We start from the raw sequence: 24,704 nt of genomic DNA, 5'->3' as shown, positions 1-24,704 counted from the left end.
AATTTTGAATTGATTTTTCATTCTAATTCCTACTCATTGAGTGAGATTTAATAGTAAGGGAGCACGATTATACATGAGCAATGAGAAAAGACATTTGAAAATCGGCGTTTTCCTGGCGGGGACCGGACATCATGTGGCCTCCTGGCGCCATCCGAAGGCGCAGGCCGACGGCAGCATCAATCTGGACTATTTCAAGGAGCTGGCGAAGACGGCGGAGCGGGGCAAGCTCGATATGCTGTTTTTGGCGGACAGCCTGTCCATCACAGCGGATTCCCATCCGAACGTACTAGCCCGGTTCGAGCCGTTCACCCTGCTTGCTTCGCTCGCGGGAGTGACCAGCAAGATCGGACTCGCGGCGACGGCTTCTACCACATACAGCGAACCGTTCCATGTAGCGCGCCAGTTCGCTTCGCTCGATCATATCAGCGGCGGCCGGGCGGCCTGGAACGTCGTGACCTCGTCCATCGAGCTGACGGCGCTGAACTTCACGAAGGAAGAGCATCTTGAGCACAGCCAGCGCTATAAGCGCGCGGAAGAGTTCGTGGAAGTGGTCAAAGGCTTGTGGGATTCGTGGGAAGAAGGCGCGTTAATCCGCGATAAAGAAGCCGGCGTCTACTTCGAGCCGGACAAGCTGCACGAGCTGAACCATAAGGGCGAATTTTTCTCGGTTCGCGGCCCGCTCAATGTGCCGAGACCGCCGCAGGGGCATCCGGTCATCATTCAGGCAGGCTCGTCCGAGCCCGGCCAGCATTTGGCTGCCAGAACCGCCGAGCTGATCTTTACGACGCAGAACAATTTGAAGGACGCGCAGGCTTTCTATGAGAGCGTGAAGAGCAAGGTCGTCTCTTACGGCCGCGCTCCGGAAGACGTCGGCATCATGCCGGGAATTTTCCCGATTCTAGGCGAGACGGAAGAAGAGGCGAAGGCCAAATACCAGGAGCTTCAAGATTTGATCATTCCTTCGGTCGGCCTGAAAATTTTGTCCGGGTATCTCGGCGGCTTCGACCTGAGCCAATATCCGCTCGACGGTCCTGTGCCCGATCTGGATCAATTGGAGGTCAACGCGGTCAAGAGCCGCTTCCAGCTGATTAAAGATATGGTGAAGCGTGACAATCTGACGATCCGTCAGCTCTATCAATATATCGCGGGCTCCCGCGGACATCATATTTTCGTAGGAACGCCTGTCCAGCTCGCCGATAAAATGGAAGAATGGTTTACGCAGGGCGCATGCGACGGCTTCAATCTGATGCCGCCGCTGCTGCCGGAAGGACTGGAGCTGTTCGTCGACAAGGTGGTTCCGATTTTGCAGGAGAGAGGTTTGTTCCGGACCGAATACGAGGGCAGCACGCTGAGGGATCATCTGGGTCTGGAGGCGCCTGTCAACCGGTATCAATAAGTAAGCCGCATTGCCGGATTCATAGGAAACGGCGGCGACAACGCGAGGTGCATATAACGTGACGCAACAATTCAGATTAGCGACCGAAGAGGATGCAGCGGAACTGCTGGATGTATCCTTACGAGCTTACGAGCCGATTCGTCAGCTTGGCATCCATTTTGCGGCGGCAACGGCGGATTTGGAGACGGTCAAGAAAAATATTCGCAACAATGCCTGCTACGTGCTCGTAGACGACGGCAAAATCATTGCTACGGTATCCGTTCGGATGCCGTGGGGGCTGCAGCCGGGACCTGCCGGCCTGCCGCATATTTGGTGGTTTGCCGTCGACCCTGCGGTAGGGAAGAAGGGGATCGGCACGACCTTGCTCGAATGGGTCGAGCAGACGGTCATCCGCGACACGCTGAAAGCTCCGGGCGTGACGCTCGGCACTGCGGACAAGCATCCATGGCTGATTGACATGTACGAGCGCAAAGGGTACGAACGGATCGGCGAGAAAGATTTGGGCAAAGGGCATATTACCGTATTCATGCGTAAAATATTGCGCCCCGACCTGCTTCAAAATACACAATAAGAGAATTTAAGGGGAGACAAACGAACGATGAAACATACAGGAAAAGCATGGATTGCGCTGCTGATGATGACGGTACTGCTGGTATTGTCCGCATGCGGCACGAAAGGTCAGGAAGCGGCTCCCGCGGCCGGCGGCGGTTCCGCTACCGCGGCTCAGGAGCAGAAGGTGCTGCGCGTCGGCGCAACCGGACAAAGCTATCCTTATGCATACAAGGAAGACGACAAGCTGCAAGGCTTTGACGTCGAAGTAGTGGAAGCGGTCGCCAAAAAGCTCGGATACAAGGTCGAATGGCAGCTGACGGAATTCAGCGGCGTGATGGCGCAGCTGGAGCTCGGCAAGCTGGACACGGTATCGAACCAAGTCGCCATTACTCCAGAACGCAAGGAGAAATACGATTTTACGCAAACCTACGCTTACGCGGGCTCGCAAGTCGTCGTTAAGGACACGAACAACGAGATTCATTCCGTTGCCGATCTGAAAGGCAAAACCGTTGCCGTCGTGCTTGGCTCCAACCATGCGAAAAACCTGGAGAAGCAAGATCCGGACAAGCAAATCAAAATCAAAACCTATGAATCGCAAGAGGGCACGATGAACGATGTCGCTTACGGCCGCGTCGACGCCTATGTGAACAGCCGCAACGTGCTGCTGGCGCAAATCAAGAAGAACAAGCTGCCGCTCAAGCTGGCCGGCGAGCCGTTCGTCTACGAAGAAGTCGGCTTCCCGTTCGCCAAAGACGAGAAGCATGCGAAGATCCGCGAAGAGTTTAACAAAGCTCTGGACGAGCTGCGCCAAGACGGCACGCTCAAAACATTGTCCGAAAAATATTTTGACGAAGACGTCACAGTGAAAAAAGCAAACTAACAGTTAGGCGGTGCGGGGAAAGATGAATTTTGATCTGCAAGCGATGTTGAGCGCTTTTCCCATATTAATCAAATATATTCCGATCACGATCCTGATGGCCGTCGTTTCGATGATATTCGCCATTGTTATCGGCTACGTCATCGCCATACTGACCAAGAATAAAACGCCGGTTATATACCAGCTGGCATCGTTGTATTCGTCTTTTTTCCGCGGAACGCCGACTCTGGTTCAGCTCTTTCTGATCTATTACGGGCTGCCGCAGCTGTTTCCGTCCTTCAGCGCTTTGGATTCGCTGACGGCAGCGATCATCGGCCTCAGCTTGAAAAACTCCGCCTATTTGGCGGAAATTTTTCGGGCTGCTTTGGCATCGGTGGAAAAAGGCCAGATGGAAGCGTGCCTTTCCGTCGGGATGACGCGGGCGCAGGCGTTTCGCCGCATTATTTTGCCGCAAGCGACGCGCAACGCCATTCCCGCTACCGGCAACCAGTTCATCGCTCTGGTGAAAGAAACCTCGCTTGCTTTTACGCTGGGCGTAGCCGAGCTGTTCGCCGAAGGAAAGATGATCGCTACGGCTTCGCTGAAGTTTTTCGAGACGTATTCGGCGATCGCCATCGTGTACTGGGTGCTGACGATCATTTACAGCCTCCTGCAGGAGCTCTTGGAACGGAAAATCAACAAACCTTATACAAGCTAGGAGGGCTCCGATGATTAAAGTGACGAATTTGCGCAAAAAGTTTAAAGATTTGGTCGTGCTGGACGGGATCGATATCGAAGTGAAGCGCGGCGAAGTGGTTGCCATTATCGGACCTTCCGGCTCGGGCAAATCGACGCTGCTGCGCTGCTTGAATCTGTTGGAGACGCCGGACGAAGGCGTGATCCAGATCGGCGAGGCCGCGCTGGACGCCAAGAGCTATTCGCGCAAGGAAGCGCATCTGCTCCGGCAGCAGACGGCGATGGTATTCCAAAACTATAATTTGTTCAAAAATAAAACGGCCTTGCAAAACATTACCGAATCGCTCATCGTCACCAAGAAGATGAAACTGGCCGAGGCAGGCAAGATCGGGATGGAGCTGCTGGAGCAGGTCGGATTGACCGCCAAAGCGGACAATTATCCGATTACGCTGTCCGGCGGCCAGCAGCAGCGCATCGGGATCGCCCGCGCGCTGGCGGTCAATCCGCACGCGATTCTGCTCGACGAGCCGACATCAGCCCTCGATCCGGAGCTGGTGGCGGAGGTGCTTCAAGTCATTAAAAGCATCGCCGAACGGCAGACGACGATGATTATCGTTACGCATGAGATGGCGTTCGCCCGCGAGGTGGCGGATCAAGTCATTTTCATGGCGGACGGCAACATCGTAGAGCAGGGGACGCCGGAGCAATTGTTCGATCATACGCAAAATCCGCGGACGAAGCGCTTTTTGCAGCAAATAGGATAACGACAGGCAGAAAGGGACTGGGAGGCTTCTCCTTAGGTCCCTTTCTGTCTAAGCCACAGGGAGGAGCTTCATATCATGGCAATGACCTTTAACGAAAAGCAGGCCGGGCTGCTGGACAAGCTGACGAAGATGCGCCGCGAGCTGCATGAGAACCCGGAGCTGTCGATGGAGGAATACGAGACGACGCGGCGCATTCGCGGCTGGCTGGAGGAAGCGGGAGTGCCGCTCGCGGAGCGGCCGGAGCTTAAGCTTGGCGCAATCGCGGAAATTCGCGGCGCGCATCTGGGGCCGACGATTGCGATTCGCGCCGACATCGACGCGCTGCCGATCGTAGAGCAGACCGGACTGCCTTTCGCATCCAAAACTCATGGCAAAATGCATGCCTGCGGCCATGATTTCCACACCGCGGCGATCATCGGAGCGGCGATGCTGCTCAAGGAGCGCCGCGAGGAGCTGCGCGGCACCGTACGCTTTATATTTCAGCCGGCGGAGGAAACGGCGTCGGGAGCGAAGGAGCTGCTCGCCGCGGGCACTCTCGAAGGCGTGGAAGCGATCTTCGGGATGCATAACAAGCCGAATCTGCCCGTTGGGACGATCGGCGTCCGTACGGGACCGCTGATGGCCAGCGTAGATCGCTTCGAGATCGATGTGATCGGGGTCGGCGGCCATGCCGGCATTCCGAATAACAGCATCGATCCTATCGTTACGGCGAGCCAGATTGTCAGCGGACTGCAATCCGTCATCAGCCGCAATATCAGCTCGCTGCACAATGCGGTCGTCAGCGTCTGCCGCATTCAGGGAGGCAGCGCCTGGAACGTCATCCCGGACAAAGTGAGCCTCGAGGGCACTGTCCGGACCTTCCAGGCGGAAGCGCGCGAAGCGATTCCGGGGATGATGAAGCGCATCGCCGAAGGCATAGCGGCCGGGTACGGCGCGCGGGTCGACTTCCGCTGGTTCCCGTATTTGCCGATGGTCGATAACGACGCCCGGTTTGCCGATGTGGCCGCGGCAACGGCCATAGGGCTGGGCTATCGCGCGGTGGAAGCCGAGCAGACGCTCGGGGGCGAAGATTTCGCCGTTTATCAGACGAAGATTCCCGGATTTTTCGTATGGATGGGAACGAGCGGCACGGAGGAATGGCATCATCCTTCGTTTACGCTGCAGGAGGACGCGCTGGTCGTCGGCGCGCAATATTTCGCCGATCTGGCAGTGAACGTATTGGAGAGATGGACATGAATGAATGCGGATTGACTCAAAAGCTGGCCCGGCTTATCGCCGAGTCCCGGCCGGAGCGGAACAAGGAAGCGATGCAGGCCGCGAGAATGGGACTGACCGATTACTTCGCTTCCGCGTTCGCCGCGCGGGACGACGAGGGCATCGCGAGACTGTGGAGCGTGGCCGAAGCCGAGGGCGGCCGCGAGGACGTTCCCGTCGTCGGGCAGGGGCGCAAGAGCAGCTTCCGCCAAGCGGCGCTGCTCAACGGCTACCTCGGCCATGCCCTCGACTACGACGACGTGCATTCGGATGTCCGCGGCCATCCGAGCACGGTCATCCTGCCGGCGCTGCTGTCGGCGGCGGCCGCGGGCGGCGTAAGCGGCGAGAGACTGCTCGCCGCCTACGTCATCGGCGTCGAGACGATGGCTCGCTTCGGCAGGGCGATCGGCGCGGAGCATTATTTGCGCGGCTGGCATAATACCGCCACGCTCGGAGGTATTGCCGCCGCCGCGGCTGCAGGCTACCTGCTCGGCTTCACGGAGGAGCGGCTGCAGAAGGCGATCGGCTTCGCCGCGACGCAGGCGGGCGGGCTGCGCAATCAGTTCGGCACCGAGACGAAGCCGCTGCATGCGGGCATGGCGGCGCAGGCGGCGCTGCTGGCCGTGAAGCTGACGGAAGCGGGCTTCGGCGGAACGCTTCATGCCTTGGACGGGACGGCGGGCTTCTTCGGCGTCTACGGCGATTTGGCCGCAGCCGAGGCGAATCTGCTGGACGGCTGGGGCGAGTCTTGGCGGATCGTGAACCCGGGACTGTGGTTCAAGATCTATCCGTTCTGCTCGGCGGCTCACCACGCCGCCGACGCCGCCGTGCTGCTGCGGCAAAAGCACCCGCTGGCGGCGGACGATATCGGCCGGGTCGATATCGTCTTCCCGACCGGCGGGGACGCCGCGCTGATCGAGCGGCAGCCGCGCACCGGCGAGCAGGGGCGCTTCAGCGTGGAGTACGTCGCCGCGCTTGCGCTACTGGGCGAGCCGCTGTCGGTGGACAGCTTCGCGAGCAAGCCGATCGCGCCGCATCTGCTCGAGCTGCTGCCCCGCATCCGCAGGGTGTACGACGATAGCATCGAGCCGGCTCCGCACGCGGTGCCGAAAGGGCGCTATACGATCGTCGAAGTGACCGCCCGGGACGGGCGCAGCTTCCGCGAGCGGATCGACTGCCCTCGCGGCGCGCCGGGCAACGCGCTGACGCCGGAGGATCTCCGGCAGAAGCTGGAGGGCGCCCTTGCGGCCGAGCCGGCCCGCGCCGCGGCGCTGCTGGATACGATCGCGCGGCTGCAATCCGCAGCCGATGTGGAGCGTTTGCTGGAACTGTTGTAACGGATGAGTAGGTAAGGCCGCCAGGGCTTATAGCTTGGCGGCCTTTTTCGGCGGCATGGAATATATAAATATCCGCAGGCTCTCGCCAAGTATCTGAATGTTCTTCGTTTGGAGCCAATTCACGCTTTGCGGGGTTGGTCATCCTTGCAACGTTATTCTATTGGGGGACACGCCGCAGCATCGAAGTCAGGGTGTTCCGCTTTACGGGCTGCTCTGAAGGCCGGCGGTACAGTCTATGGCGCAGGAGGGTGGGCTTCTCACCGGCTTTTTATGCGCTATGAAAAGCTAACGGACATGACGGACGCTTATTGGCTGCAATTTACCGTTTTCATATCATAACGGTCGCCACAGCGCTTATTTACCTTCATCCGCTTCCAATAGATGCATGTTCATCTCGATAGCGGCACGTAGGTCCGTTAGAAATCTAAAATGCCGATTTTGGCGTAAATAACGGCTGTTGTGTCCGTTGGAGTTTTAGTTAAGTCGAAGCCGTATAATCGAATGCACCGCTCTCGACGGGAATAGTTCCTGTATGTAACCATTCACGCGCCTGCAGCACGAGAGGCGATGAATTGTTAGAAGTCACTTCATCGAGAGCCAGCCACACGGCCCCATCTGAGTCTTGCCCATCGAACGATTCAATGGGTGCAGTTGTCTCCTCTGAATCAATAGCTACTTTATATAAAATAGCAATATGATGTAAATTCTCCACTGTATTATTAGGTAATTTCCATATCACGGAAAAATCGCAGGCGCCGATATTGTGCAGCTTTTGAACGGCATAACCTGTTTCTTCTCGAAATTCTCTGATCATTCCTTGCTCCAAGGATTCCATTGCTTCCAATCGGCCGCCAGGCAAATCATATTTGCCGGTATAGGGGCCTAATCGTTTTCGAATGACTAGAATACGTTCGTCGGACACACAAATTCCGTAAACCCCCATATGCCGATAAAAATTGTCGATATGATCAGCCATTCTTATCCTCCCTTAGGTTCATCTGAAACTAGCTAATCTATTTTACAGCACCTGCACGAATTTCTTCGTGTTGATTTTCGTCTGGGTCGAAGACGGATCGGAGCCGTTCTGCAGCTCGAGCATGTCGAGCAGATCGCGGCTTCCGGTTTCACCGATCATTTCGAGCTCGGACAGCAGCGCGCGGACTAATCATCAACAATAGCGCGGTAAGCAGTTCTTTCAAAGACAGCTTCGTATGAATTTATTCACCGGTCTAGCTTATTGTACCGAAGTTTTTCCTGTTTTTCGAATCTTGCTATTTTTTAAGCCGGCTGCGTAGATTTTTGTCGAATGGCGTAGATACCTCTTTAAAATGAGGAAAACCATACTATCTTTAAAAACATGATGAACAAGTGGCGGGAGAGCGGGTTGAAATTTGGAGCAGCGTAAGCGGCCGCCATTGTAGACGGATTTTTCCCGCTTCAGGGCGATTGCTTCGTTCGTCATTCCGACGGGATACTCGTTTAATCTCTACGGGTCTACGCTCTATCAGGTTCTTGCCGCTACTTTCATAGCGCAAATGTACGGCATCCTTATGCCGATCGGCTCGCAAATTACGCTGCTGCTCGTGCTGATGATGTCCTCCAAGGGCATCGCGGGCGTGCCCGGAGTCAGCTTCGTCGTACTGCTGGCAACGCTCGGCTCGGTCAACATTCCGATCGAGGGACTCGCCTTCATCGCAGGGATCGACCGTATTCTCGATATGGCGCGTACAGTAGTCAACGTGCTGGGCTATTCGCTGGCCGCGGTGGTCATGTCCAAATGGGAAGGGTAGTACGATGCGGTCAAAGGCAAACATTACGTCGTCTCGATCCGCGAGGTGCGGCAAAGCGGCAGGAAGTAGCTTGACAAAAATAACAAACGGGCTGGGGGAGCAAGAAGTTCTGCCTTCATCCTCGTGGAGGTTGCGACCTCCGCTGTCATGGCGCAGAGCAATTCCATATCACCGGAGCGAGGCCACCCGCGGGGCGATGCCGCTTCAACCCGGCGGACGGGTATAACCGGAGAAGGCTCTGCATATGATGTAGAAGCATCACGGATAAATGAAGTCAATGATAAGGCCGGAATATCGGCATGATAACGCTTGCAAAAATCCGCGATCCATTTTACAATAATGGTAAGATCAGCAAAAAAGAATAGCATTTAAGGCAACGGTGCCTTGGGAGAGCAAGAAGCGAAGACAACAGTCCGGCTTCGATCCCGGGCATCTTTTTGCATTTTCAGGGGTGCGCCAGAAGTGGAGATCGAAAAACGAAGCGAAGAGGTGAAGGGAGTGAGCGATCAACCGATCCGCGCCGTACCGCTTGCCGTCAGAATCATACCGAACGTGGATAAGGAGCTGGCGGCCAAGCTGGAGCTGAAGCCGCATATCCGCAGCCTCGGGCTGCTTACCTCTACGATCGACGACGTCGGCTATACGGCGATCGATGAGGCGACGAAGAAGGCGGCGGTGGAAGTGGTGTATGCCCGTTCCTTTTATGCCGGCTCGGGACATGCGTCTGGCCCGCTGTCCGGGGAGTTTATCGGGATGCTGGGCGGAGAAACGCCGGCGGAGGTGAGAAGCGGTCTGGAGGCGGCTATGGAGTTTATGGCTGGCGGAGCGTGCTTTTATTCCCTCAACGAGGAGGGAACCCACGCTTACTACGCTCATGTCGTATCCAGAACCGGCTCATACTTATCCCAGACCGCAGGAATTGCCGAGGGAGAGCCGCTGGCTTATTTGATCGCACCGCCGCTCGAAGCCGTCTACGGGTTGGATGCCGCAATGAAAGCGGCGGATGTAAGATTATGCCAGTTTTACGGACCTCCGACGGAAACGAATTTTGCCGGAGGACTTTTAACGGGCAGCCAGTCGGCGTGCGCGGCGGCGGCGGAAGCTTTCGCAGAGGCGGTGCGCGGCGTCGCCCGGCAGCCGGTCAAACCAGGTTAAAGCGAGGCGGGTGAAGAAGCATGAGTCTATGGAACGGGCTGGCGCTCGGCATGATCGAAACGCTCGGCATACCGGCGCTTATAGCGGCAGCGGATGCCGCCGCCAAGACGGCGGACGTTCGGGTGACGACGTTCGAGAAAGCCGATGCAGGCATAGTCACGATCTATATTGTGGGGGACGTAGCTTCGGTGAAGGCGGCGGTGGAAGCCGGTGAAGCACAGGCCAGGCGCGTCGGCAGGCTGCTGTCTACACATGTGATTCCGCGGCCCGACGTGTCGGTGTACGCGATGCTGGCTAAGCAGTGGCCGGAGAAGCTGGAGGTGGAATCGGCTGAAGCCGCACAAGATACTCCGAATGCAAACGGTGCCGCAGCGGCAGAGAAGCCGGATACGGGCCATCGTTCCTCTGGCGGCAGTGACGATTTATCCGGCGGCCATGATCAGGAGGAATAAGGAGGTGAAGAGGCAGTATGCAGCTTGATCCGGATTTACAGGCCATTCAGCAGGTTCGCAGCTGCCTGCAGGAAGCGAAGCAGGCTCAAAAGCGGCTGGAGACGATGACGCAGGAGCAGATCGATACGATCGTGGCGGCGATGGCGCGCGCGGCGGAAGACCATGCCGATAGGCTCGGTACGCTTGCCGTGGAAGAGACCGGCTTCGGCAACGCTGCCGATAAAGCCGCCAAAAACCGCTTTGTCGCACGGGACGTGTACGAGGCGATCCGAGGGATGCGGACGGTAGGCATCATCCGTAAGGATGAGGAGCGCAAGGTATGGGATATCGCGCAGCCCGTCGGCATTGTCGCCGCCATTATCCCTTCGACGAATCCGACGTCGACCGTCATGTTCAAATGCATCATTGCGCTCAAAGCGCGCAATGCCATCGTCATCAGCCCGCATCCGTCCGCGCTTCGCTGTTCGCAGGAGGCGGCGCGGCTGATGCGCGAGGCGGCCGAGCAGGCGGGGGCGCCGGCCGGGCTGATCCACTGCCTGACGATGCCTTCGGTGGAGGCGAGTGCGGAGCTGATGAAGCATAAGCTGACCGACGTCATTCTGGCGACGGGAGGAACGGCGATGGTGAAGGCCGCCTACAGCTCGGGCAAGCCGGCGTTCGGCGTAGGGCCGGGCAATGTGCCGGTGTACATACATCACAGTGCGGATGTGGGGGCGGCGGTTAGACATATTTTAGAGAGCAAGACGTTCGATTACGGGACCATATGCGCCTCGGAGCAGGCGATTGTCGCCGACGAAGCCGTCAAGGCGGAGCTCGTGCATCAATTGAAACGGCAGGGCGCTTACTTCTTAAACGAGCAGGAGAAGCAAAATATCGAATCGATTTTGCTCACCGAGCGCGGGCTGAACCCGAAGGTGGTCGGCCGTTCCCCTCAGGTCATCGCCCGGATGGTAGGCATCTCGGTCCCGTCCGATGCGCGGGTATTAGTCGCCGAGGAGACGGCGGTAGGGCGGGAGCATCCGTTCTCGATGGAGAAGCTGAGCCCGCTGCTCGCGCTGTACACCGTACAGGATTGGCGGGAAGGCTGCCGCAGATGCATAGAGCTGCTGGAGCTCGGCGGGCTTGGGCATACGCTCGGCATTCATGCGCAGGACGAGGAGGTCATTGAAGCATTCGGGCTGGAGAAACCCGCTTCCCGCATTGTCGTCAATGCAGGTACGACGTTCGGCGGCATCGGAGCGACTACCGGCATCATGCCGTCGTTGACGCTTGGCTGCGGTTCCATGGGCAATAACATTACGTCGGACAACATCGGTCCGCAGCATTTGCTTAATGTGAAGCGGGTCGCCTTCGGCATCCGCGAGATGGAGCCGGCAGACTCCCGCGAGGCCGTGGCATCGGCGGTGGAGCGGGAGGCTCGGAAGCTGCAAGCATCGGGTAAGCTGGGTATCTCCCGCGATGAAGTGCTGCAGATCGTCAAGAGCGTTTTAACCGAGCTGCAGATGAAATAGAGCGGGTTTGGCAATCAGGCGGCCGGAAATCCGAACGTTCTTCGCAGGCTCAAGCGGCTCAAGCTGCGATTGGCAAGTATCTCACGCGTTGGAAGGTAGAAATACGCTACATAATTCAATTCGAGGAGGATGATCTCAAATGGCAGGAGAACTGGCGGCGCTCGGCATGGTGGAAACGAAAGGATTAGTCGGCTCGATTGAGGCGGCGGATGCGATGGTCAAGGCAGCGAATGTGAAGCTGATCGGCAAGGTGCATGTTGGCGGAGGTCTGGTCACCGTCATGGTCAGAGGCGATGTGGGCGCCGTCAAGGCGGCGACCGATGCCGGCGCGGCTGCGGCGGAGAAGGTAGGGGAACTCGTCTCGGTTCATGTTATTCCGCGTCCGCATTCGGATATCGAATTTATTTTGCCCAAGCTTGAAGGATAAAAAGTATGGCGCTAATAACGGAGACTTCTCTGCGCGCCCAACTGGCCAAGGGCATTCCGAATCCTTACCCTGTGACAGCAGAAGATAAGCTGACTCCGGCTGCGGAAGACTTCCTGAAGAGCAGAGGAATCCGGCTGAACCGCAAGGCAGACGATTCTCCCCCGATCCGGCTGGATTGGAGCAAGTCCGCTATACCTAACATACCGGTAGGGGTATCAAATCGGCATGTGCATTTATCCGAGGAGCATGTGGAGCTATTGTTCGGCAGCGGCTACCGGCTGACTCCGTGGCGGGAGCTCTCGCAAAAAGGCCAGTTTGCCGCCGAGGAGACGGTGACTTTGGCCGGACCCAAGGGAGTCATCGGGAACGTGCGCATTCTCGGACCTTCGCGGGGAGCTCTCAGGTGGAGGTCTCGCGCACGGACGGGTTTGCGCTCGGCGTTCACCCTCCGCTCCGGCTGTCGGGACAGCTTGAGGATACGCCGGGAATCGCTCTGATCGGCCCGAAGCAAGCGATAATGCTTAAGCAAGGATTGATCGTGGCGAAAAATCACGTTCACTTGTCGCCGGAAGAGGCAAGCCGGCTGCAGGTGGAGCAGGGCGACGGGCTGATCGTGCAAACGTTGGGCGAGCGCCCGGTCATTTTTGCCGATGTGGTTGCGCGAATTCATGAGCATTTCTCGCTCGATCTGCATCTGGATACCGACGAAGCCAATGCGGCCCAGCTCCGCACCGGGGATGTCGTCCGGCTAATCGGCAAAAACGGCTGTATTACGGAAGCCTTGAGGGGGTGAGGACGGTGGAGAAAGAGATGAAGCAGTGGCTCGAGGCGACCATTCGCGAGCTCGTCATATCGATGCAGGCAGAGGCGGTGAAGCGGCCGAAGGTGCTGTATATTTTTTGCGACAGTACGGCTCATGAGGCTTTCACCGATCATTTCATAACGCTTGCGAATCATAACGTTTGTTTCGATATGTTATTTTTGGACGGAGAGACCTCATCATGGCTTGGCCTGCATAAAATTGAATGCGGGGGTCCCGGCAAAATCATTGCCGCCGATGAATACGCCCCGGCCCCTATTGAGCTTCCGCTCGATTACGACGGCATCGTCATTCCCGAAATCGATCTCGACAATGCCGCCAGAGCCGCAGCGGGGCTGAAGGGTACGGTCAAGGCGGAGATTCTTTTTGCTGCGCTTACGCTGGAGAAGCTCGTGCTGATTGGCGACGATGCTCCGGGACTGAAGCGGGCCGATCGCCGTACGCTCCGCACGTTGGCGCTTCCGAAAGGTTACGCGGATGTGTTCGGGCGCTATAAGGAGGATCTCCGCCGGCTCGGCGCACGATTCGCGCCGCAGAAGCAGCTGGCGGAGCATGTGGTGGAACACTGTGCCGCACTGCGCAGGGAAGAGGAGAAAGCCGATCGCCGTTCTATAGCCGAGCGGAGTCGGTTGGAGCAAGGCGAACCGCGGGGAAGGCAGCTTGCCGCCTCGGCGCATGCGGGTCCGGCAGAGCGGGAACGGGATGCGCCTGCGGCCGCCTCGCCGGAGCGGGGAAGCAGCGTCACCGCCGCCGGGAGAGACGCACGCCGGTTCGATGGCAGGCTGCTGACCGCCGAATGGGTGAGGGCGCAGCTCAAGCAAGGAGCGGCGGAAGAGCTGTACATTACGGCGCGGACGATCGTATCTCCGCTGGCCCGGGATTTACTGAGCGATGCGGGCATCAGGCTGCATTATGTGCAAGGCGGTTAGCGAAAGCGAGCGGGTTACGGAGAAAGGCGAAACGGGGGAGAGCCATGTTTCTCGGTAAAGTGATAGGCAGCGTATGGGCTACGCAAAAAGAAGAAGGCATGGACAATCTTAAGCTGATGGTCGTGCAGCCGATCGATTTCAAGGATGCGGAGGCCGGGCAGAGCGTCATTGCCGCCGACCGGATCGGGGCGGGGGTCGGCGAGAAGGTCATCGTATCTCGGGGCAGCCCGGCGCGCGTGCTGTTCAGCGGCAAGATGGTGCCGATCGACGCCATGATCGTAGGCATTGTCGACAGCTTTGACGTCACGGACGATACCGAATAAGGAGGGGAAGCATGGAACAGTCAAAGCAGCGGGTAATCCAGGAATACGTGCCGGGCAAGCAGCTTACGCTGGCCCACGTCATCGCCAATCCCGATCCGGTGCTGTACACGAAGCTGGGGATTGAGACCGCCAACGCGCTCGGCATTTTGACGCTGACGCCGACGGAGACGGCGATTATCGCCGCCGATATTGCGACGAAGGCGGCCGGCGTGGACATCGGCTATTTGGACCGGTTTACCGGCTCGCTGGTAATCGTCGGGGACGTATCGGCCGTGGAGATGGCCGTGGAGGCGGTGAATGCGTTTTTGCAGGAAAAGCTGCAGTTCTCCATCGCTCCGCTGACGAGGTCTTGAGCTATGAGAAAAATTATGATCATCGGAGCCGTCGGCGCAGGCAAATCGACGCTCGTCAAGGCGCTGTTCGGCGAGAGCCGGCCCGCCGTCAAAACGCAAAGTCTCGTTTACCGGGATTGGCTGATCGACACGCCGGGAGAATACAGCGAGAATCCGCTGTATTACCGTTCGCTTATGGCGACGTCCCATCAGGCGGCAGGCATTTTGCTCGTGCAGGATGCGACGCGCAGCCGCAACTATTTTCCTCCCGGCTTTGCCGGCGGCTTCCCTGTGAAAGCCTGCGGAGCCGTCACGAAGATCGATCATCCGCAGGCGGACGCGGGTAAAGCCGTAGCACTGCTCAGGCAAGCTTTGCCGGAGGGAACGATCGTGCTGACGTCCGCTGCGAGCGGCGCCGGGATTGAGGAATTGAAGGAGCTGCTGCTGCCGATCGTCGATCCGGGCAGATGAGCTTGAAGCGATGCAAGCCGGTTGAGAATGCTTCACAAATTCAATCCTCAAATGCGGAGGAGACGACCATGACGCTATCGATTGCAGCCATGTGCGCGGAGCGCACGTTATTATCCGCAGACGAGGCCGCCGTCATCGAGGATTTGGCCGGCCATCTGCAGCTGATTGCCGACGTTTCGCAGGCCGACGTATTCATCGATTGCCCGCTCCCGGACCCGGGAACGGCGCTGGTAGTGGCCCAGGCGCATCCGGCTACGGCCCCGTCGCTCTATAAGACGTCGGTGGTCGGCCAATACGCTTACGCGCATAACGAGCCCGCCGTCATGTTCTGTCTGCTCTCCGGCCAGCAGGTGCTCGGCTCGCGGGGCATGTCCCAGGAGCATATCGCGATGCAGCAGCATGTCGTCCCGATCCGGGCGAAAAGCGGGAAGGTGTTGGGCGCGCTGATTATGGAGCAGGACATCTCGGAGCGGCTGGAGCAGGAAAAGCACGTCGAGCAGCTGATGGAGACGACGGAGCAGCTTACCGAAACGCTGCTGAATATGGCGATGTCGGACGGCAGCATGCCGCTGCTGATGCATGAAGGAATCGTGCTGTTCGACGAGCGGGAACGCGTCACCTATACGAATCCGCGGGCTCTTGCGATGCTGCAGGGGCTCGGTCGTTCCGAAGCCGCCGCAGTCAAGCGCTGTACTCTTCAAGAGCTGTTTCACGGCAAGCTGGAAGGGAGCAGAATTATCGGTCACGGCGGGATCTACCATGAGGAGGTCCAAATTGCGAGCAAAGCCTTCGAGCTGAAGGCCGTCTCGATCTACAAGGAGCAACGCGCGGTCGGGGGATTGATGCTGATCCGCGACGTGTCCGATTTGAAGGAGAAGGATAAGCAGCTGATGATCAAGTCGGCCGTGATCAAGGAAATTCATCACCGGGTCAAAAATAATTTGCAGACCGTCTCCAGTCTGCTTCGTCTGCAAATGCGCCGAACCCGGCTCGACGAAGTAAAGACCGTCTACCGGGACAGCATAAACCGGATTAACAGTATCGCCATTATTCACGAAATGCTTGCCTTCGACGGGTTGGATACGATCCGGTTCATCGATGTCGTAGACCGCATCGCCAAAAACATCGTCTCCTCTTCGGCCAAGCCGGATCAGTCGATTCGGGTTAAGCTGTACGGCGACGAGCTGCCGCTGGCCTCGGATACGGCTACGACGCTGGCGCTGGTCGTCAACGAGCTCGTGCAAAATTGCGTCGTTCATGCGTTTGCGGACAGGGATAGCGGAGAGATCGAGATCGAGCTCCAAGCGGCCGGACGCATCGCCACGGTGCGCGTGTCCGACAACGGCGCAGGGATGATTCCGGCGGAGAGGCGGAGCGGCGGCAGAGGTCATCTCGGGCTGAAAATTACCGAGACGCTGGTCACGGAAAATTTGGGCGGCGTCATGCGCATGGCTTCGGGCGACCGCGGTACCGACGTTCAGCTTACGTTCCCGCTGTCCAAGACGTAGAAGCGCGGCGAGCAAGCGGCGGGAGAATAAATGGAGAGCCAGGGAGCTGGAACAGCATAAGAGGTCGCTTTTGTAGATGGACTTTCCCCGCGAAACCTTTATCGACAGCGGGCCGCTCGTCGTTCACCGCTTTTCCCGGAAACGCGGCGAACCAAATGCGAGCTTCTAGTAGGGAGGAGGAGCCGATGATGAAAAACGGCATTGTCGTCGTGGACGACGATCCTATTATTCGCATGGATATTTGCGAGATGCTGGAAGAGGAAGGCTATACGCTCGCCGGGGAGGCGAAGAACGGGGAAGAAGCGGTGGAGCTTGTCGCCAGGGTGAAGCCCGATCTGGTTATTATGGACGTGAAAATGCCGGTCATGAACGGGATCAAGGCGGCGCGGATTATCCGCAGCATGCAGGATACTTCGGTGCTGCTGCTCACGGCCTACAGCCAGCGGGAGCTTGTACGGGACGCGCGGGATGCCGGAGTCGCCGCCTACCTGGTCAAACCGGTGTCGGAGGAGGATTTGATTCCCGCCGTGGAGATTGCCTTAAGTCAGAAACGGCGGATCGATTCGTTGAAGCAGGACCTTGAACGGCTGAAACAATCGGCGGAGGATCGCAAAGCGATCGAAAAAGCCAAAGGCTTGCTGATGAAAGCTTACGCGCTGGAAGAAGAGGAAGCGTACCGGCGGATGCGCGAGGCCAGCATGTCGGCGCGGATGCCGATGGGGCGGCTGGCGGAGCTTATCTTAAGCGATGGTCCGGAGGCGATGTCCGGACACGGCGCTTGAAAGGAAGGGAGGGCAAAATCGCGGTGAAGGATAGCGAAGAGCAGTGGATTACAAGCGTCGGCATCGATATAGGGACCAGCACGACCAAGCTGATCGTCAGCCGGCTGAAGCTGGCGCGAACGTCGGGAGCGCTGGCGCTTCCCCGGTTCGATATCGTGGAGCGGGAGCTGCTCTATTCGAGCCCGATTCACCGGACGCCGCTCTCGGGCGCGGATGAGATCGACGCCGCGCGAATATCGGCGCTGCTTGCGGGGGAATACGAGCGGGCCGGAATCAGTGTCCGCGACTTGAAATCGGGCGCCGTCATCATAACCGGCGAGACGGCGAACAAGCGCAACGCGCGCCAGATCGTTCATCTGCTGGCCGAACGCTCGGGCGATTTCGTCGTCGCTGCGGCCGGCGCCGATCTTGAAGGGCTGCTCGCCGGGAGAGGCGCAGGGGCACAGGAGCGGTCGCGGCGCATTCGCGGTCCCGTCGTCAACGTGGATATCGGGGGAGGCACTGCGAACGCGGCCGTATTTCTGAGAGGCAAGCCGATTGGCACCGCGACGTTTCATGCCGGAGGGCGGCTGCTGGAGCTGGACCGCTCCGGCACGCTGACGGCGGTTTCCGAGTCGATCCGCCCATGGCTGCGTGCGGCCGGCTATCGGCTGTCCCCGGGTGACCGGATCAGTTACGAAGCGCTGTACGGCATCTGCCAAGCGATGTGCCGGGATATGCTGAGCGGGTTGACCGGCACGGTGAAGCCCGAGCGCCGGGAGGCGGTCGGCCGGCTGACGCTCGGCAGACCGATGGCGAGCGTTCCGCTGATCGAAGAGTGGACGGTATCGGGAGGTATCGGCCGGCTGATGCAGGAGCCGAGGCCGCGCAGCCTTGCCGAAACCGCCGTTCACGGAGATATCGGACCGCTGCTCGCGCATGCGCTGAAGGACTGCTTCGCCCGCGAGGGCCTGACCCTGAAGCAGCCGGATGAAACGGTGCGGGCGACCGTGATCGGGGCGGGGATGCAGAGCACCGAGCTGAGCGGCGCTACGGTTCATCTCGACGCTTCGGTGCTGCCGATCCGCAATCTGCCCGTGATCAAGGCGGAGCTGCCGCCGGAGGAAGCGGGACGTCCGCAACGGCTTGGCGAGGCTGCGGCGAAGGCGATTCGCACGGCGGCGAGCTTGTTCGAGCCGGACGGCAGCGATCCGGGGCCGCCGTTCGCCTTGGCGGTTCCGCCCGCGAAGCATTGGAGCTACGCTTCGCTGCAGCGCTTGTCGGAACAGGTGTGCGAAGCGTACCGCAGCGCATACCCGGCAAGCCGGGTGCTCGTCGTCGTCTGCGCCGACGATATGGCGAAGGCGCTCGGACAGTCGCTGTCCTTGCGCTGCGGAAGCGGGATGAAGATCGTCTGCATCGATCAAATTACCGTCGAGTACGGGGATTATATCGACTTGGGCGAGCCGATCGGCGGCATGATGATTCCGGCGGTCGTCAAAACGTTAGCCTTTCACGGCAGCGAAGGGAGGTAGCGTATGAAGCTGAAGGTCGCATTGCACGGCACGGTATTTCAATTTGCAAGCCTGAAGGAAGTAATGGCCAAAGCCAACGAAGAGAAGTCGGGAGACGCTCTGGCGGGCATCGCCGCGCAGGACGCCAAGGAACGGATGGCGGCGAAGCTCGTGCTGGCGGATTTGACGCTGGCCGATATTCGCAATCATCCGCTGCTGCCGCCGGAAACCGACGAAGTGTCGCGGGTGATCGAGGAGCAGCTGAACGAGCGCATTTACGCGGAGCTGCGCAATTGGACGGTGGCGGAGCTGCGCGAATATTTGCTGCGGCAGGAGACGGACAATACGGAAATACGCCGGATCAGCCGGGGGCTGACCAGCGAGATGGCGGCGGCGGCCGCCAAGCTGATGACTAATCTCGACCTGATTCAGGCGGCATCCAAGATGGAGGTGCAGGCGCACTGCAATATTACGATCGGGCAGAAGGGTGTGCTGGCCGGCAGAGCCCAGCCGAATCACCCGACCGATAACATTCAAGGGATTAAGGCTTCCTTGTACGAGGCGCTCAGCTACGGCATCGGCGATGCGGTCATAGGGATCAACCCGGTTATCGATACGGCGGAGAGCGTGAAGGAAATTCTTCATATGACCAAGGAAGTGATGGGCAAATGGCGAATCCCGACGCAAAATTGCGTGCTCGCTCATGTTAAGACGCAGATGCGCGCGATCCGGCAGGGGGCTCCGGCCGATATGGTGTTCCAGAGCCTCGCCGGCTCGGAAGACGGCAACAAGGCGTTCGGCATCGACGTGGCGCTGCTGGACGAAGCGGATGAGCTGATCCGGCGGGACGGCACCGGAACCGGTCCGAATCTGTGGTATTTCGAGACCGGTCAAGGCTCCGAGCTGTCGGCGGAAGCGCATCACGGTATCGATCAAGTGACGCTGGAAGCCCGCTGCTACGGTCTTGCCCGCAAGTATAAGCCGTTTATCGTGAACACGGTGGTCGGATTTATCGGACCGGAATATTTGTACGACGCCAAGCAAGTAATCCGCGCCGGACTGGAGGATCACTTCATGGGCAAGCTGCAGCAGCTGCCGATGGGCGTCGATGTCTGCTACACCAATCATATGAAAGCCGATCAGAATGATATGGATAATCTGGCCGTCCTGCTGGCAGCCGCCGGCGTCAATTATATTATCGGCGTTCCGATGGCGGACGATTGCATGCTGAACTATCAATCGACGAGCTATCACGATATCGCTACCTTGCGGGAGATGATGGGGCTGCGTCCGGCTCCGGAGTTCGAGCGCTGGCTCGAGCGGATGGGCATCATGGAGAACGGCAGGCTGACCCCGATCGCGGGAGACCCTTCGCTGTTCATGTAGCGGTCTTATTTTACCTGGAAAGGAGCAAACGGTATGAACCGGACGAAGCCGCTTGAATTGGATCAGCTTGTCGATAAAGTGATGGCGGAGCTTGAGAAGAAGCTGCTCTCGCAGGAACAGCCCCTTCCGCTCGTCACGGAGGCCGGGGGAAACCGCGATCCGTCGCTGCGCTCTCCCGAGCGGAGCCCGCGAGCTCCCGCGCATGCCGAGCCGGACTACGGCGGCGGTACAACCGCTGACGAGGCGGATTCGGACCGAGATCTCTCGGATTCACCGGCGGAGAACGACGCGAATGAAGCGCCGCCGGTTTCCAAAATTCCTTCGCCCAAATGGGCGGACGGAATGGGCGAACTTGTCTCCAGCACTCCGGCCCGAATCGGCGTATGGCGGACGGGGACGCGCGTATTGACCAAGGAGCTGCTCAAATTCCGCTGCGACCATGCGGCGGCCGTCGACTCCATCTATGGCAAAGTCAATCCGTCGCTGCTCGGCGAGTTCGGCTTGTTTCAGGTCGAGACGCATTTTCGCGATACCGACAACTATTTGAAGCGGCCGGATATGGGCAGAGTCATCACCGACGAGGGGGCTCAGCTGATCCTTAAGCGCTGCATCATGCGTCCGCAGGTGCAAATCGTCGTCTCCGACGGTTTAAGCGCCAACGCCGTCGACGCCAATCTGGCCGACGTCTACCCGTCGCTGCTCGACTCTTTGGCCTCGTACGGATTAACGCAGGGCACGCCGTTTTTCGTTCGCGGGGGCCGGGTCGCGGTCATGGACCATATCGGCGATCTGCTCCAGCCGGAGGCGCTGGTGCTGCTGATCGGGGAGCGGCCGGGACTCGTTTCGTCTCGCTCGATGAGCGCCTACATGTGCTACCGTCCGCATAGAGGAACGGTCGAAAGCGATCGCACCGTCATCTCGAATATTCATCCGGGAGGCACGCCCCCGGTAGAGGCGGGGGCTCATATCGGGACGATTTTGCGCAAAATGCTGGAGCAGCAGGCGAGCGGCGTGAACATGGAGCTGTAGCCGGTTCGGCCTTGAGGGCGGGGAGGGCGAATCAGACGCGTGCCGAACGGCATGAAAAGCTTCCTCTAGCGCAGGGGGCAACATTTTTGCGGAAAAGTCGAATGAAGATGCGGTGTTCTAAGGAGGTGAGTCAGGATGTCTACGCTGATCGGGATTATCATCATTGTGATCACTTGTCTTTTCGCATTGGGGGTCGTCCGCATAGCAGGCAACAGTATTCGCAATTACGACGAAAGCGAGCATGAAAGCTTCCTCGGCAAGTAACGGCTGCGGCGTAAGCGGGGCAAGCAACCAATCGGTTATCCTTTGGAGGAGGTTGAACGTATGAATGCACAATCTCATCACCACGATAAGGACAAACAAGATTTGAACAAATTCGGTTACGCGCAGGAGCTTTTACGCAGTATGGGGGGGTTCTCCAACTTCGCCATTTCCTTCTCGATCATCTCCATTTTAACCGGGGCGGTATCGCTGTACGGGCACGGCCTGACCTACGGCGGAGCCGGAATGATGGGCTTCGGCTGGCCGATCGTCGCGCTGTTCGTCATGTTCGTGGCGGCGGCGATGGCCGAGCTCGCTTCGGCGATTCCGACGGCGGGGGCGCTGTACCATTGGGCGGCGATCTTGAAAAACAAGCGCTGGGGCTGGTATACGGCCTGGATCAACCTGATCGGCCAGATCGGCATCGTCGCGGGCATCGACTACTCGGTCGCTTTGTTCGCCGACCCGCTGCTGGCCAGCGTGTTCGGCTATACGTCGGACAATACGTCCGTATTGATCGCCTTTACCGTCATTTTGCTGACGCATGGCATTCTCAATCATATCGGGATACGTATCGTAGCTAAACTCAACGATTTTTCGGCGTGGTACCATATCGTGATCGTCGCGGTCCTGGTCGTGTCTCTCGCGTTTTTTACCAAAGGGGGACTTAACAGCGTCGATTATTTGTTCAAAGTGGGCGAGACGTTCTCGGATAAGCCGTACATGTTCGCCTTCCTGATCGGGCTGCTGCAGGCGCAGTGGACGTTTACCGGCTTCGACGCCTCGGCGCATACGATCGAAGAGACGATCAACCCGCGCGTGCGCGCTCCTTGGGGAATTTTCACCTCGGTTGCTTATTCCTTCGTATTCGGTTTCCTGATGCTTGCTTTCGTCACGTTGTCCATCAAGGATGCCGGAGCGGCGGCCGGGGCGGATAACGCGTTCATTTACGTGATCAGCCAAGCGCTGGGCGGCACGTTCGGCTCGATTATTTTGTGGCTCGTGACGGCGGCGATGTGGTTCTGCGGGCTTTCGTCGATCACGTCGTTCTCCAGAATGATGTACGCCTTCTCCCGGGACAAAGGCATGCCGCTCAGCTCGCAATGGGCGCAAATCTCCAAAAAATACCGTACCCCCGCCAAAGCCATTTGGCTTGCCATTATTCTCTCGTTCCTGCTCGCTTTCGTCGATTACATCATCAAAACGGTGAATCCGGACGCCGCTTATACGACCATTGCGTTTCTGACCGCCGTCAGCGTCGTCGGATTGTATGTCGCTTACGGCATTCCGATCTGGCTGAAGCTTAGGGCCAAGGCAAGCGGCCGATTTCAGGAAAAGCATCTCGGACCGTGGAATCTGGGCAAATACAGCGATGCGATCTCCATTGTCGCCCTGATCTGGATCGTATTTATTTGCATCATGATGGTAATCCCTCCCAACGAAACCGCCGGTTACGCCCTGGCCGCCATGCTGGTGGTGCTGGTCATCATGGATTTGGCTTATTACAAGCGTCATTTTCAGGGTCCGCAAGCTGCCCTCAACACCTCCATGGACGAAATATTGCGCAGGGAGCAGGCGCTGGAAGCGGCGGACGGGCCGAAATCGGGCGTTTCTCACAAAGTATAGATTTTGTAATAAGGAAAAGTAGCGAGATTCAGCGGGGCATCCGGCTAACGGTTGCCCTTTTGCATTCGCCGGCGCAGTCCGGAGAAGGAGAAGGAGATTCTCCGCAAATAAACGCCGTTTCCGTGCCGCCGGACCGTTTTCCGGCTGACCTAAAAGCATGGTGAAAAAAGAGCGGAGGGGCCATTTGAATCTGGAAAAGCGTAAGCGTTCGCCTTTGAAAACGAATTCTCTCCACAGAAAAACGAAAAAACAATCCAAAGAATCCGTTTTCAACAGTTATCATGAACGAGACAGACTCCCCGTCAGTGCAATGTCTTAGGTTAATTTTGGGAATAATGGTGTAGTAGAAGCTAAACCAAAACCAAAATCAGAGCTAAATTGCAAAGGAGAGTCTGTACTATGAAGGATACCATAAAATACGTAGGCTTAGACGTATCGAAGGAAAAAATTGCTGTATCTGTAGCAGATCCAGGTAGAGAAGGCGCTCGGTATTTGGGTACGATTCCTCATACGGAGTATCACACCTTGAAAACATTGAGAAAGTTAGGCGAACCCAATGAGTTAAGCATTTGTTACGAGGCAGGACCAACAGGATATCCTTTAGTTCGTTTGCTAACCGCACACGGATATGACTGTATAGTTATCGCCCCTTCACTCATGCCGAGTCGTCCAGGAGAACGGGTAAAAACGGATCGCAGGGATTCGATGCGTCTGGCACAATTACTTCGAGCAGGTGAATTAACCCGCGTGCATGTACCTAGCCAAGAGGAAGAAGCACTTCGTGATCTGGTACGGATGCGTGAAGATGTCAAGGAAGATCGGGCTCGAATCCGGCAGCGGATCGGGAAGTTTCTTCTTCGTCATCAGATTGCACCTAAAGAGCGGCTTCGCCGCTGGACGGCAAAGTATCGGTTGTGGTTAGGACGTATTCCATTGGAGTCTGCTACTCAGCGTTTGGTTCTGCAGGAAATGCTGCATCAGATGGATGAAAATGAAGAACGTCTGAAACGTATAGAAGCAGCCATTCACGAGGAAGCGACGAAAGGGCACCACGCTCCATTAATACAAGCCCTTCAAACCTTACGTGGCGTAGCTGAAACGACCGCAACAGGTATCGTAGCCGAAGTATGTTCATTTACCCGGTTTGGAAATGCGAAGGCTTTTATGGGGTACACAGGTTTGGTGCCGCGGGAATACTCAAGTGGTCAAAGCCGATGGCAGGGAAGTATTACGAAATCAGGGAATACCCACCTTCGCCGTTTGCTGGTCGAATCCGCTTGGAGTTATCGCTATACACCTGCGTTGAAAGGAGAGTTAAAGAAACGTCAACAAGGAAAATCGCCTGAAATACAGGCCATATCCTGGAAAGCACAGCATCGGTTACATCGAAAATATACGAAAATGCTGTCAAAGGGGAAGCCAAGTGGCAAAGCAGTTGTGGCCGTGGCGCGAGAATTAAGTGGATTTATTTGGTCGATTGCCAGAGAACTTGAAGAAAAAAGAATACATGGATGAATCGCCTCTTTAACAGGACGCTTGTTATACCAAAGTTCA

At 57.8% G+C, this 24,704-nt stretch carries 24 protein-coding genes and 2 pseudogenes; 25 read left to right on the top strand and 1 reads right to left on the bottom strand.

The features are described from left to right. The first annotated feature begins 73 nt into the window (after positions 1–73). The 7 genes from SK3146_RS06920 to SK3146_RS06890 all read left to right on the top strand — a co-directional run bounded on the left by SK3146_RS06920 (position 74) and on the right by SK3146_RS06890 (position 6,855). Positions 74–1,396 carry an LLM class flavin-dependent oxidoreductase gene (locus tag SK3146_RS06920; RefSeq protein ID WP_249864385.1) on the top strand — a complete coding sequence of 441 codons (1,323 nt, stop codon included), beginning with the start codon at positions 74–76 and terminating at the stop codon, positions 1,394–1,396. A gap of 58 nt (positions 1,397–1,454) precedes the next feature. Next, positions 1,455–1,967: a GNAT family N-acetyltransferase gene (locus SK3146_RS06915; RefSeq protein ID WP_249864384.1), complete on the top strand. Its 513-nt coding sequence runs from the start codon at positions 1,455–1,457 to the stop codon at positions 1,965–1,967. 27 nt (positions 1,968–1,994) lie between these two features. Beyond that, positions 1,995–2,828: an amino acid ABC transporter substrate-binding protein gene (locus SK3146_RS06910; protein ID WP_249864383.1), complete on the top strand. Its 834-nt coding sequence runs from the start codon at positions 1,995–1,997 to the stop codon at positions 2,826–2,828. Positions 2,829–2,850: 22 nt separating this feature from the next. Further along, the gene (locus SK3146_RS06905; protein ID WP_249864382.1) at positions 2,851–3,522 is read left to right on the top strand and encodes an amino acid ABC transporter permease; all 672 of its coding nucleotides are present in this window, start codon (positions 2,851–2,853) and stop codon (positions 3,520–3,522) included. A 10-nt stretch (positions 3,523–3,532) separates the two neighbouring features. Continuing rightward, the gene (locus tag SK3146_RS06900; protein WP_249864381.1) at positions 3,533–4,264 is read left to right on the top strand and encodes an amino acid ABC transporter ATP-binding protein; all 732 of its coding nucleotides are present in this window, start codon (positions 3,533–3,535) and stop codon (positions 4,262–4,264) included. Positions 4,265–4,345: 81 nt separating this feature from the next. Next, complete coding sequence (locus SK3146_RS06895) at positions 4,346–5,500, top strand: amidohydrolase (RefSeq protein ID WP_434006891.1); 1,155 nt, start codon at positions 4,346–4,348, stop codon at positions 5,498–5,500. After that, a complete protein-coding gene (locus SK3146_RS06890) occupies positions 5,497–6,855 on the top strand; it encodes an MmgE/PrpD family protein (protein WP_249864379.1) in 1,359 nt (452 codons plus the stop codon). Before SK3146_RS06895 ends, SK3146_RS06890 begins: the two co-directional genes overlap by 4 nt. 478 nt (positions 6,856–7,333) lie before the next feature. Here SK3146_RS06890 and SK3146_RS06885 read toward each other — a convergent pair whose 3' ends face one another. Next, positions 7,334–7,831: an NUDIX hydrolase gene (locus SK3146_RS06885; protein WP_249864378.1), complete on the bottom strand. Its 498-nt coding sequence runs from the start codon at positions 7,829–7,831 to the stop codon at positions 7,334–7,336. A 463-nt stretch (positions 7,832–8,294) separates the two neighbouring features. Between SK3146_RS06885 and SK3146_RS06880 the strand changes: the two are divergent. The 18 genes and pseudogenes from SK3146_RS06880 to SK3146_RS06800 form a co-directional block, all read left to right on the top strand. Continuing rightward, positions 8,295–8,645 (top strand): annotated as a pseudogene (locus SK3146_RS06880) (cation:dicarboxylate symporter family transporter); the annotation flags it as partial. Positions 8,646–9,143: 498 nt separating this feature from the next. Continuing rightward, the gene (gene eutL / locus SK3146_RS06875) at positions 9,144–9,800 is read left to right on the top strand and encodes an ethanolamine utilization microcompartment protein EutL (RefSeq protein ID WP_249866208.1); all 657 of its coding nucleotides are present in this window, start codon (positions 9,144–9,146) and stop codon (positions 9,798–9,800) included. Positions 9,801–9,820: 20 nt separating this feature from the next. Continuing rightward, positions 9,821–10,252, top strand: a complete 432-nt coding sequence (locus SK3146_RS06870) for a BMC domain-containing protein (protein WP_249864377.1) — start codon at positions 9,821–9,823, stop codon at positions 10,250–10,252. Between the two features lie 17 nt (positions 10,253–10,269). Next, on the top strand, positions 10,270–11,763 hold the full coding sequence (locus SK3146_RS06865; RefSeq protein ID WP_249864376.1) for an acetaldehyde dehydrogenase (acetylating): 1,494 nt from the start codon (positions 10,270–10,272) through the stop codon (positions 11,761–11,763). 139 nt (positions 11,764–11,902) lie between these two features. Further along, positions 11,903–12,190: an ethanolamine utilization microcompartment protein EutM gene (eutM, locus tag SK3146_RS06860; RefSeq protein WP_079910915.1), complete on the top strand. Its 288-nt coding sequence runs from the start codon at positions 11,903–11,905 to the stop codon at positions 12,188–12,190. 5 nt (positions 12,191–12,195) lie between these two features. After that, a pseudogene (pduL, locus tag SK3146_RS35260) lies at positions 12,196–12,983 on the top strand (phosphate propanoyltransferase). 5 nt (positions 12,984–12,988) lie between these two features. Next, positions 12,989–13,939: a hypothetical protein gene (locus SK3146_RS06850; protein WP_249864375.1), complete on the top strand. Its 951-nt coding sequence runs from the start codon at positions 12,989–12,991 to the stop codon at positions 13,937–13,939. Positions 13,940–13,983: 44 nt separating this feature from the next. Then, positions 13,984–14,262, top strand: coding sequence for a EutN/CcmL family microcompartment protein (locus tag SK3146_RS06845; RefSeq protein ID WP_249864374.1), 279 nt, complete (start codon positions 13,984–13,986; stop codon positions 14,260–14,262). Between the two features lie 11 nt (positions 14,263–14,273). Then, entirely contained in the window at positions 14,274–14,615 is a 342-nt protein-coding gene (locus SK3146_RS06840; protein WP_249864373.1) for a BMC domain-containing protein, read from the top strand. Positions 14,616–14,618: 3 nt separating this feature from the next. Next, a complete protein-coding gene (locus SK3146_RS06835) occupies positions 14,619–15,065 on the top strand; it encodes a EutP/PduV family microcompartment system protein (protein WP_249864372.1) in 447 nt (148 codons plus the stop codon). 68 nt (positions 15,066–15,133) lie between these two features. Further along, complete coding sequence (locus tag SK3146_RS06830; protein ID WP_249864371.1) at positions 15,134–16,573, top strand: sensor histidine kinase; 1,440 nt, start codon at positions 15,134–15,136, stop codon at positions 16,571–16,573. Positions 16,574–16,758: 185 nt separating this feature from the next. Beyond that, positions 16,759–17,355, top strand: a complete 597-nt coding sequence (locus SK3146_RS06825) for an ANTAR domain-containing response regulator (protein WP_249864370.1) — start codon at positions 16,759–16,761, stop codon at positions 17,353–17,355. Positions 17,356–17,378: 23 nt separating this feature from the next. Beyond that, complete coding sequence (locus SK3146_RS06820; RefSeq protein WP_249864369.1) at positions 17,379–18,869, top strand: ethanolamine ammonia-lyase reactivating factor EutA; 1,491 nt, start codon at positions 17,379–17,381, stop codon at positions 18,867–18,869. A 3-nt stretch (positions 18,870–18,872) separates the two neighbouring features. Beyond that, the gene (locus SK3146_RS06815; protein ID WP_249864368.1) at positions 18,873–20,234 is read left to right on the top strand and encodes an ethanolamine ammonia-lyase subunit EutB; all 1,362 of its coding nucleotides are present in this window, start codon (positions 18,873–18,875) and stop codon (positions 20,232–20,234) included. Positions 20,235–20,267: 33 nt separating this feature from the next. Further along, positions 20,268–21,263 carry an ethanolamine ammonia-lyase subunit EutC gene (gene eutC, locus SK3146_RS06810; RefSeq protein WP_249864367.1) on the top strand — a complete coding sequence of 332 codons (996 nt, stop codon included), beginning with the start codon at positions 20,268–20,270 and terminating at the stop codon, positions 21,261–21,263. A 135-nt stretch (positions 21,264–21,398) separates the two neighbouring features. Then, positions 21,399–21,527 (top strand): hypothetical protein, encoded by a 129-nt coding sequence (locus tag SK3146_RS34980; protein WP_259620220.1) that lies wholly within the window; start codon positions 21,399–21,401, stop codon positions 21,525–21,527. A 60-nt stretch (positions 21,528–21,587) separates the two neighbouring features. Beyond that, a complete protein-coding gene (locus tag SK3146_RS06805; RefSeq protein ID WP_249864366.1) occupies positions 21,588–23,150 on the top strand; it encodes an amino acid permease in 1,563 nt (520 codons plus the stop codon). 399 nt (positions 23,151–23,549) lie between these two features. Then, positions 23,550–24,665 (top strand): IS110 family RNA-guided transposase, encoded by a 1,116-nt coding sequence (locus SK3146_RS06800; protein ID WP_249864365.1) that lies wholly within the window; start codon positions 23,550–23,552, stop codon positions 24,663–24,665. The last annotated feature ends 39 nt before the right edge of the window (positions 24,666–24,704 follow it).

Source organism: Paenibacillus konkukensis (assembly GCF_023523925.1).
Classification (GTDB): domain Bacteria; phylum Bacillota; class Bacilli; order Paenibacillales; family NBRC-103111; genus Paenibacillus_S; species Paenibacillus_S doosanensis.
Note: the sequence above shows the minus strand (reverse complement) of the source record. Positions and strands in the feature narration are given on the sequence as shown.

Excerpts from the sequence above, each read along its gene's own strand:
- SK3146_RS06825 (WP_249864370.1), top strand. The coding sequence starts at position 16,759 with ATGATGAAAAACGGCATTGTCGTCGTGGACGACGATCCTATTATTCGC.
- SK3146_RS06845 (WP_249864374.1), top strand. The coding sequence starts at position 13,984 with ATGTTTCTCGGTAAAGTGATAGGCAGCGTATGGGCTACGCAAAAAGAA.
- SK3146_RS06900 (WP_249864381.1), top strand. The coding sequence starts at position 3,533 with ATGATTAAAGTGACGAATTTGCGCAAAAAGTTTAAAGATTTGGTCGTG.
- SK3146_RS06890 (WP_249864379.1), top strand. The coding sequence starts at position 5,497 with ATGAATGAATGCGGATTGACTCAAAAGCTGGCCCGGCTTATCGCCGAG.
- eutM (WP_079910915.1), top strand. The coding sequence starts at position 11,903 with ATGGCAGGAGAACTGGCGGCGCTCGGCATGGTGGAAACGAAAGGATTA.
- eutC (WP_249864367.1), top strand. The coding sequence starts at position 20,268 with ATGAACCGGACGAAGCCGCTTGAATTGGATCAGCTTGTCGATAAAGTG.
- SK3146_RS34980 (WP_259620220.1), top strand. The coding sequence starts at position 21,399 with ATGTCTACGCTGATCGGGATTATCATCATTGTGATCACTTGTCTTTTC.
- SK3146_RS06835 (WP_249864372.1), top strand. The coding sequence starts at position 14,619 with ATGAGAAAAATTATGATCATCGGAGCCGTCGGCGCAGGCAAATCGACG.
- SK3146_RS06800 (WP_249864365.1), top strand. The coding sequence starts at position 23,550 with ATGAAGGATACCATAAAATACGTAGGCTTAGACGTATCGAAGGAAAAA.
- SK3146_RS06805 (WP_249864366.1), top strand. The coding sequence starts at position 21,588 with ATGAATGCACAATCTCATCACCACGATAAGGACAAACAAGATTTGAAC.
- SK3146_RS06870 (WP_249864377.1), top strand. The coding sequence starts at position 9,821 with ATGAGTCTATGGAACGGGCTGGCGCTCGGCATGATCGAAACGCTCGGC.
- SK3146_RS06865 (WP_249864376.1), top strand. The coding sequence starts at position 10,270 with ATGCAGCTTGATCCGGATTTACAGGCCATTCAGCAGGTTCGCAGCTGC.
- SK3146_RS06885 (WP_249864378.1), bottom strand. The coding sequence starts at position 7,831 with ATGGCTGATCATATCGACAATTTTTATCGGCATATGGGGGTTTACGGA.
- SK3146_RS06920 (WP_249864385.1), top strand. The coding sequence starts at position 74 with ATGAGCAATGAGAAAAGACATTTGAAAATCGGCGTTTTCCTGGCGGGG.
- SK3146_RS06840 (WP_249864373.1), top strand. The coding sequence starts at position 14,274 with ATGGAACAGTCAAAGCAGCGGGTAATCCAGGAATACGTGCCGGGCAAG.
- SK3146_RS06815 (WP_249864368.1), top strand. The coding sequence starts at position 18,873 with ATGAAGCTGAAGGTCGCATTGCACGGCACGGTATTTCAATTTGCAAGC.
- SK3146_RS06910 (WP_249864383.1), top strand. The coding sequence starts at position 1,995 with ATGAAACATACAGGAAAAGCATGGATTGCGCTGCTGATGATGACGGTA.
- SK3146_RS06895 (WP_434006891.1), top strand. The coding sequence starts at position 4,346 with ATGACCTTTAACGAAAAGCAGGCCGGGCTGCTGGACAAGCTGACGAAG.
- SK3146_RS06830 (WP_249864371.1), top strand. The coding sequence starts at position 15,134 with ATGACGCTATCGATTGCAGCCATGTGCGCGGAGCGCACGTTATTATCC.
- SK3146_RS06905 (WP_249864382.1), top strand. The coding sequence starts at position 2,851 with ATGAATTTTGATCTGCAAGCGATGTTGAGCGCTTTTCCCATATTAATC.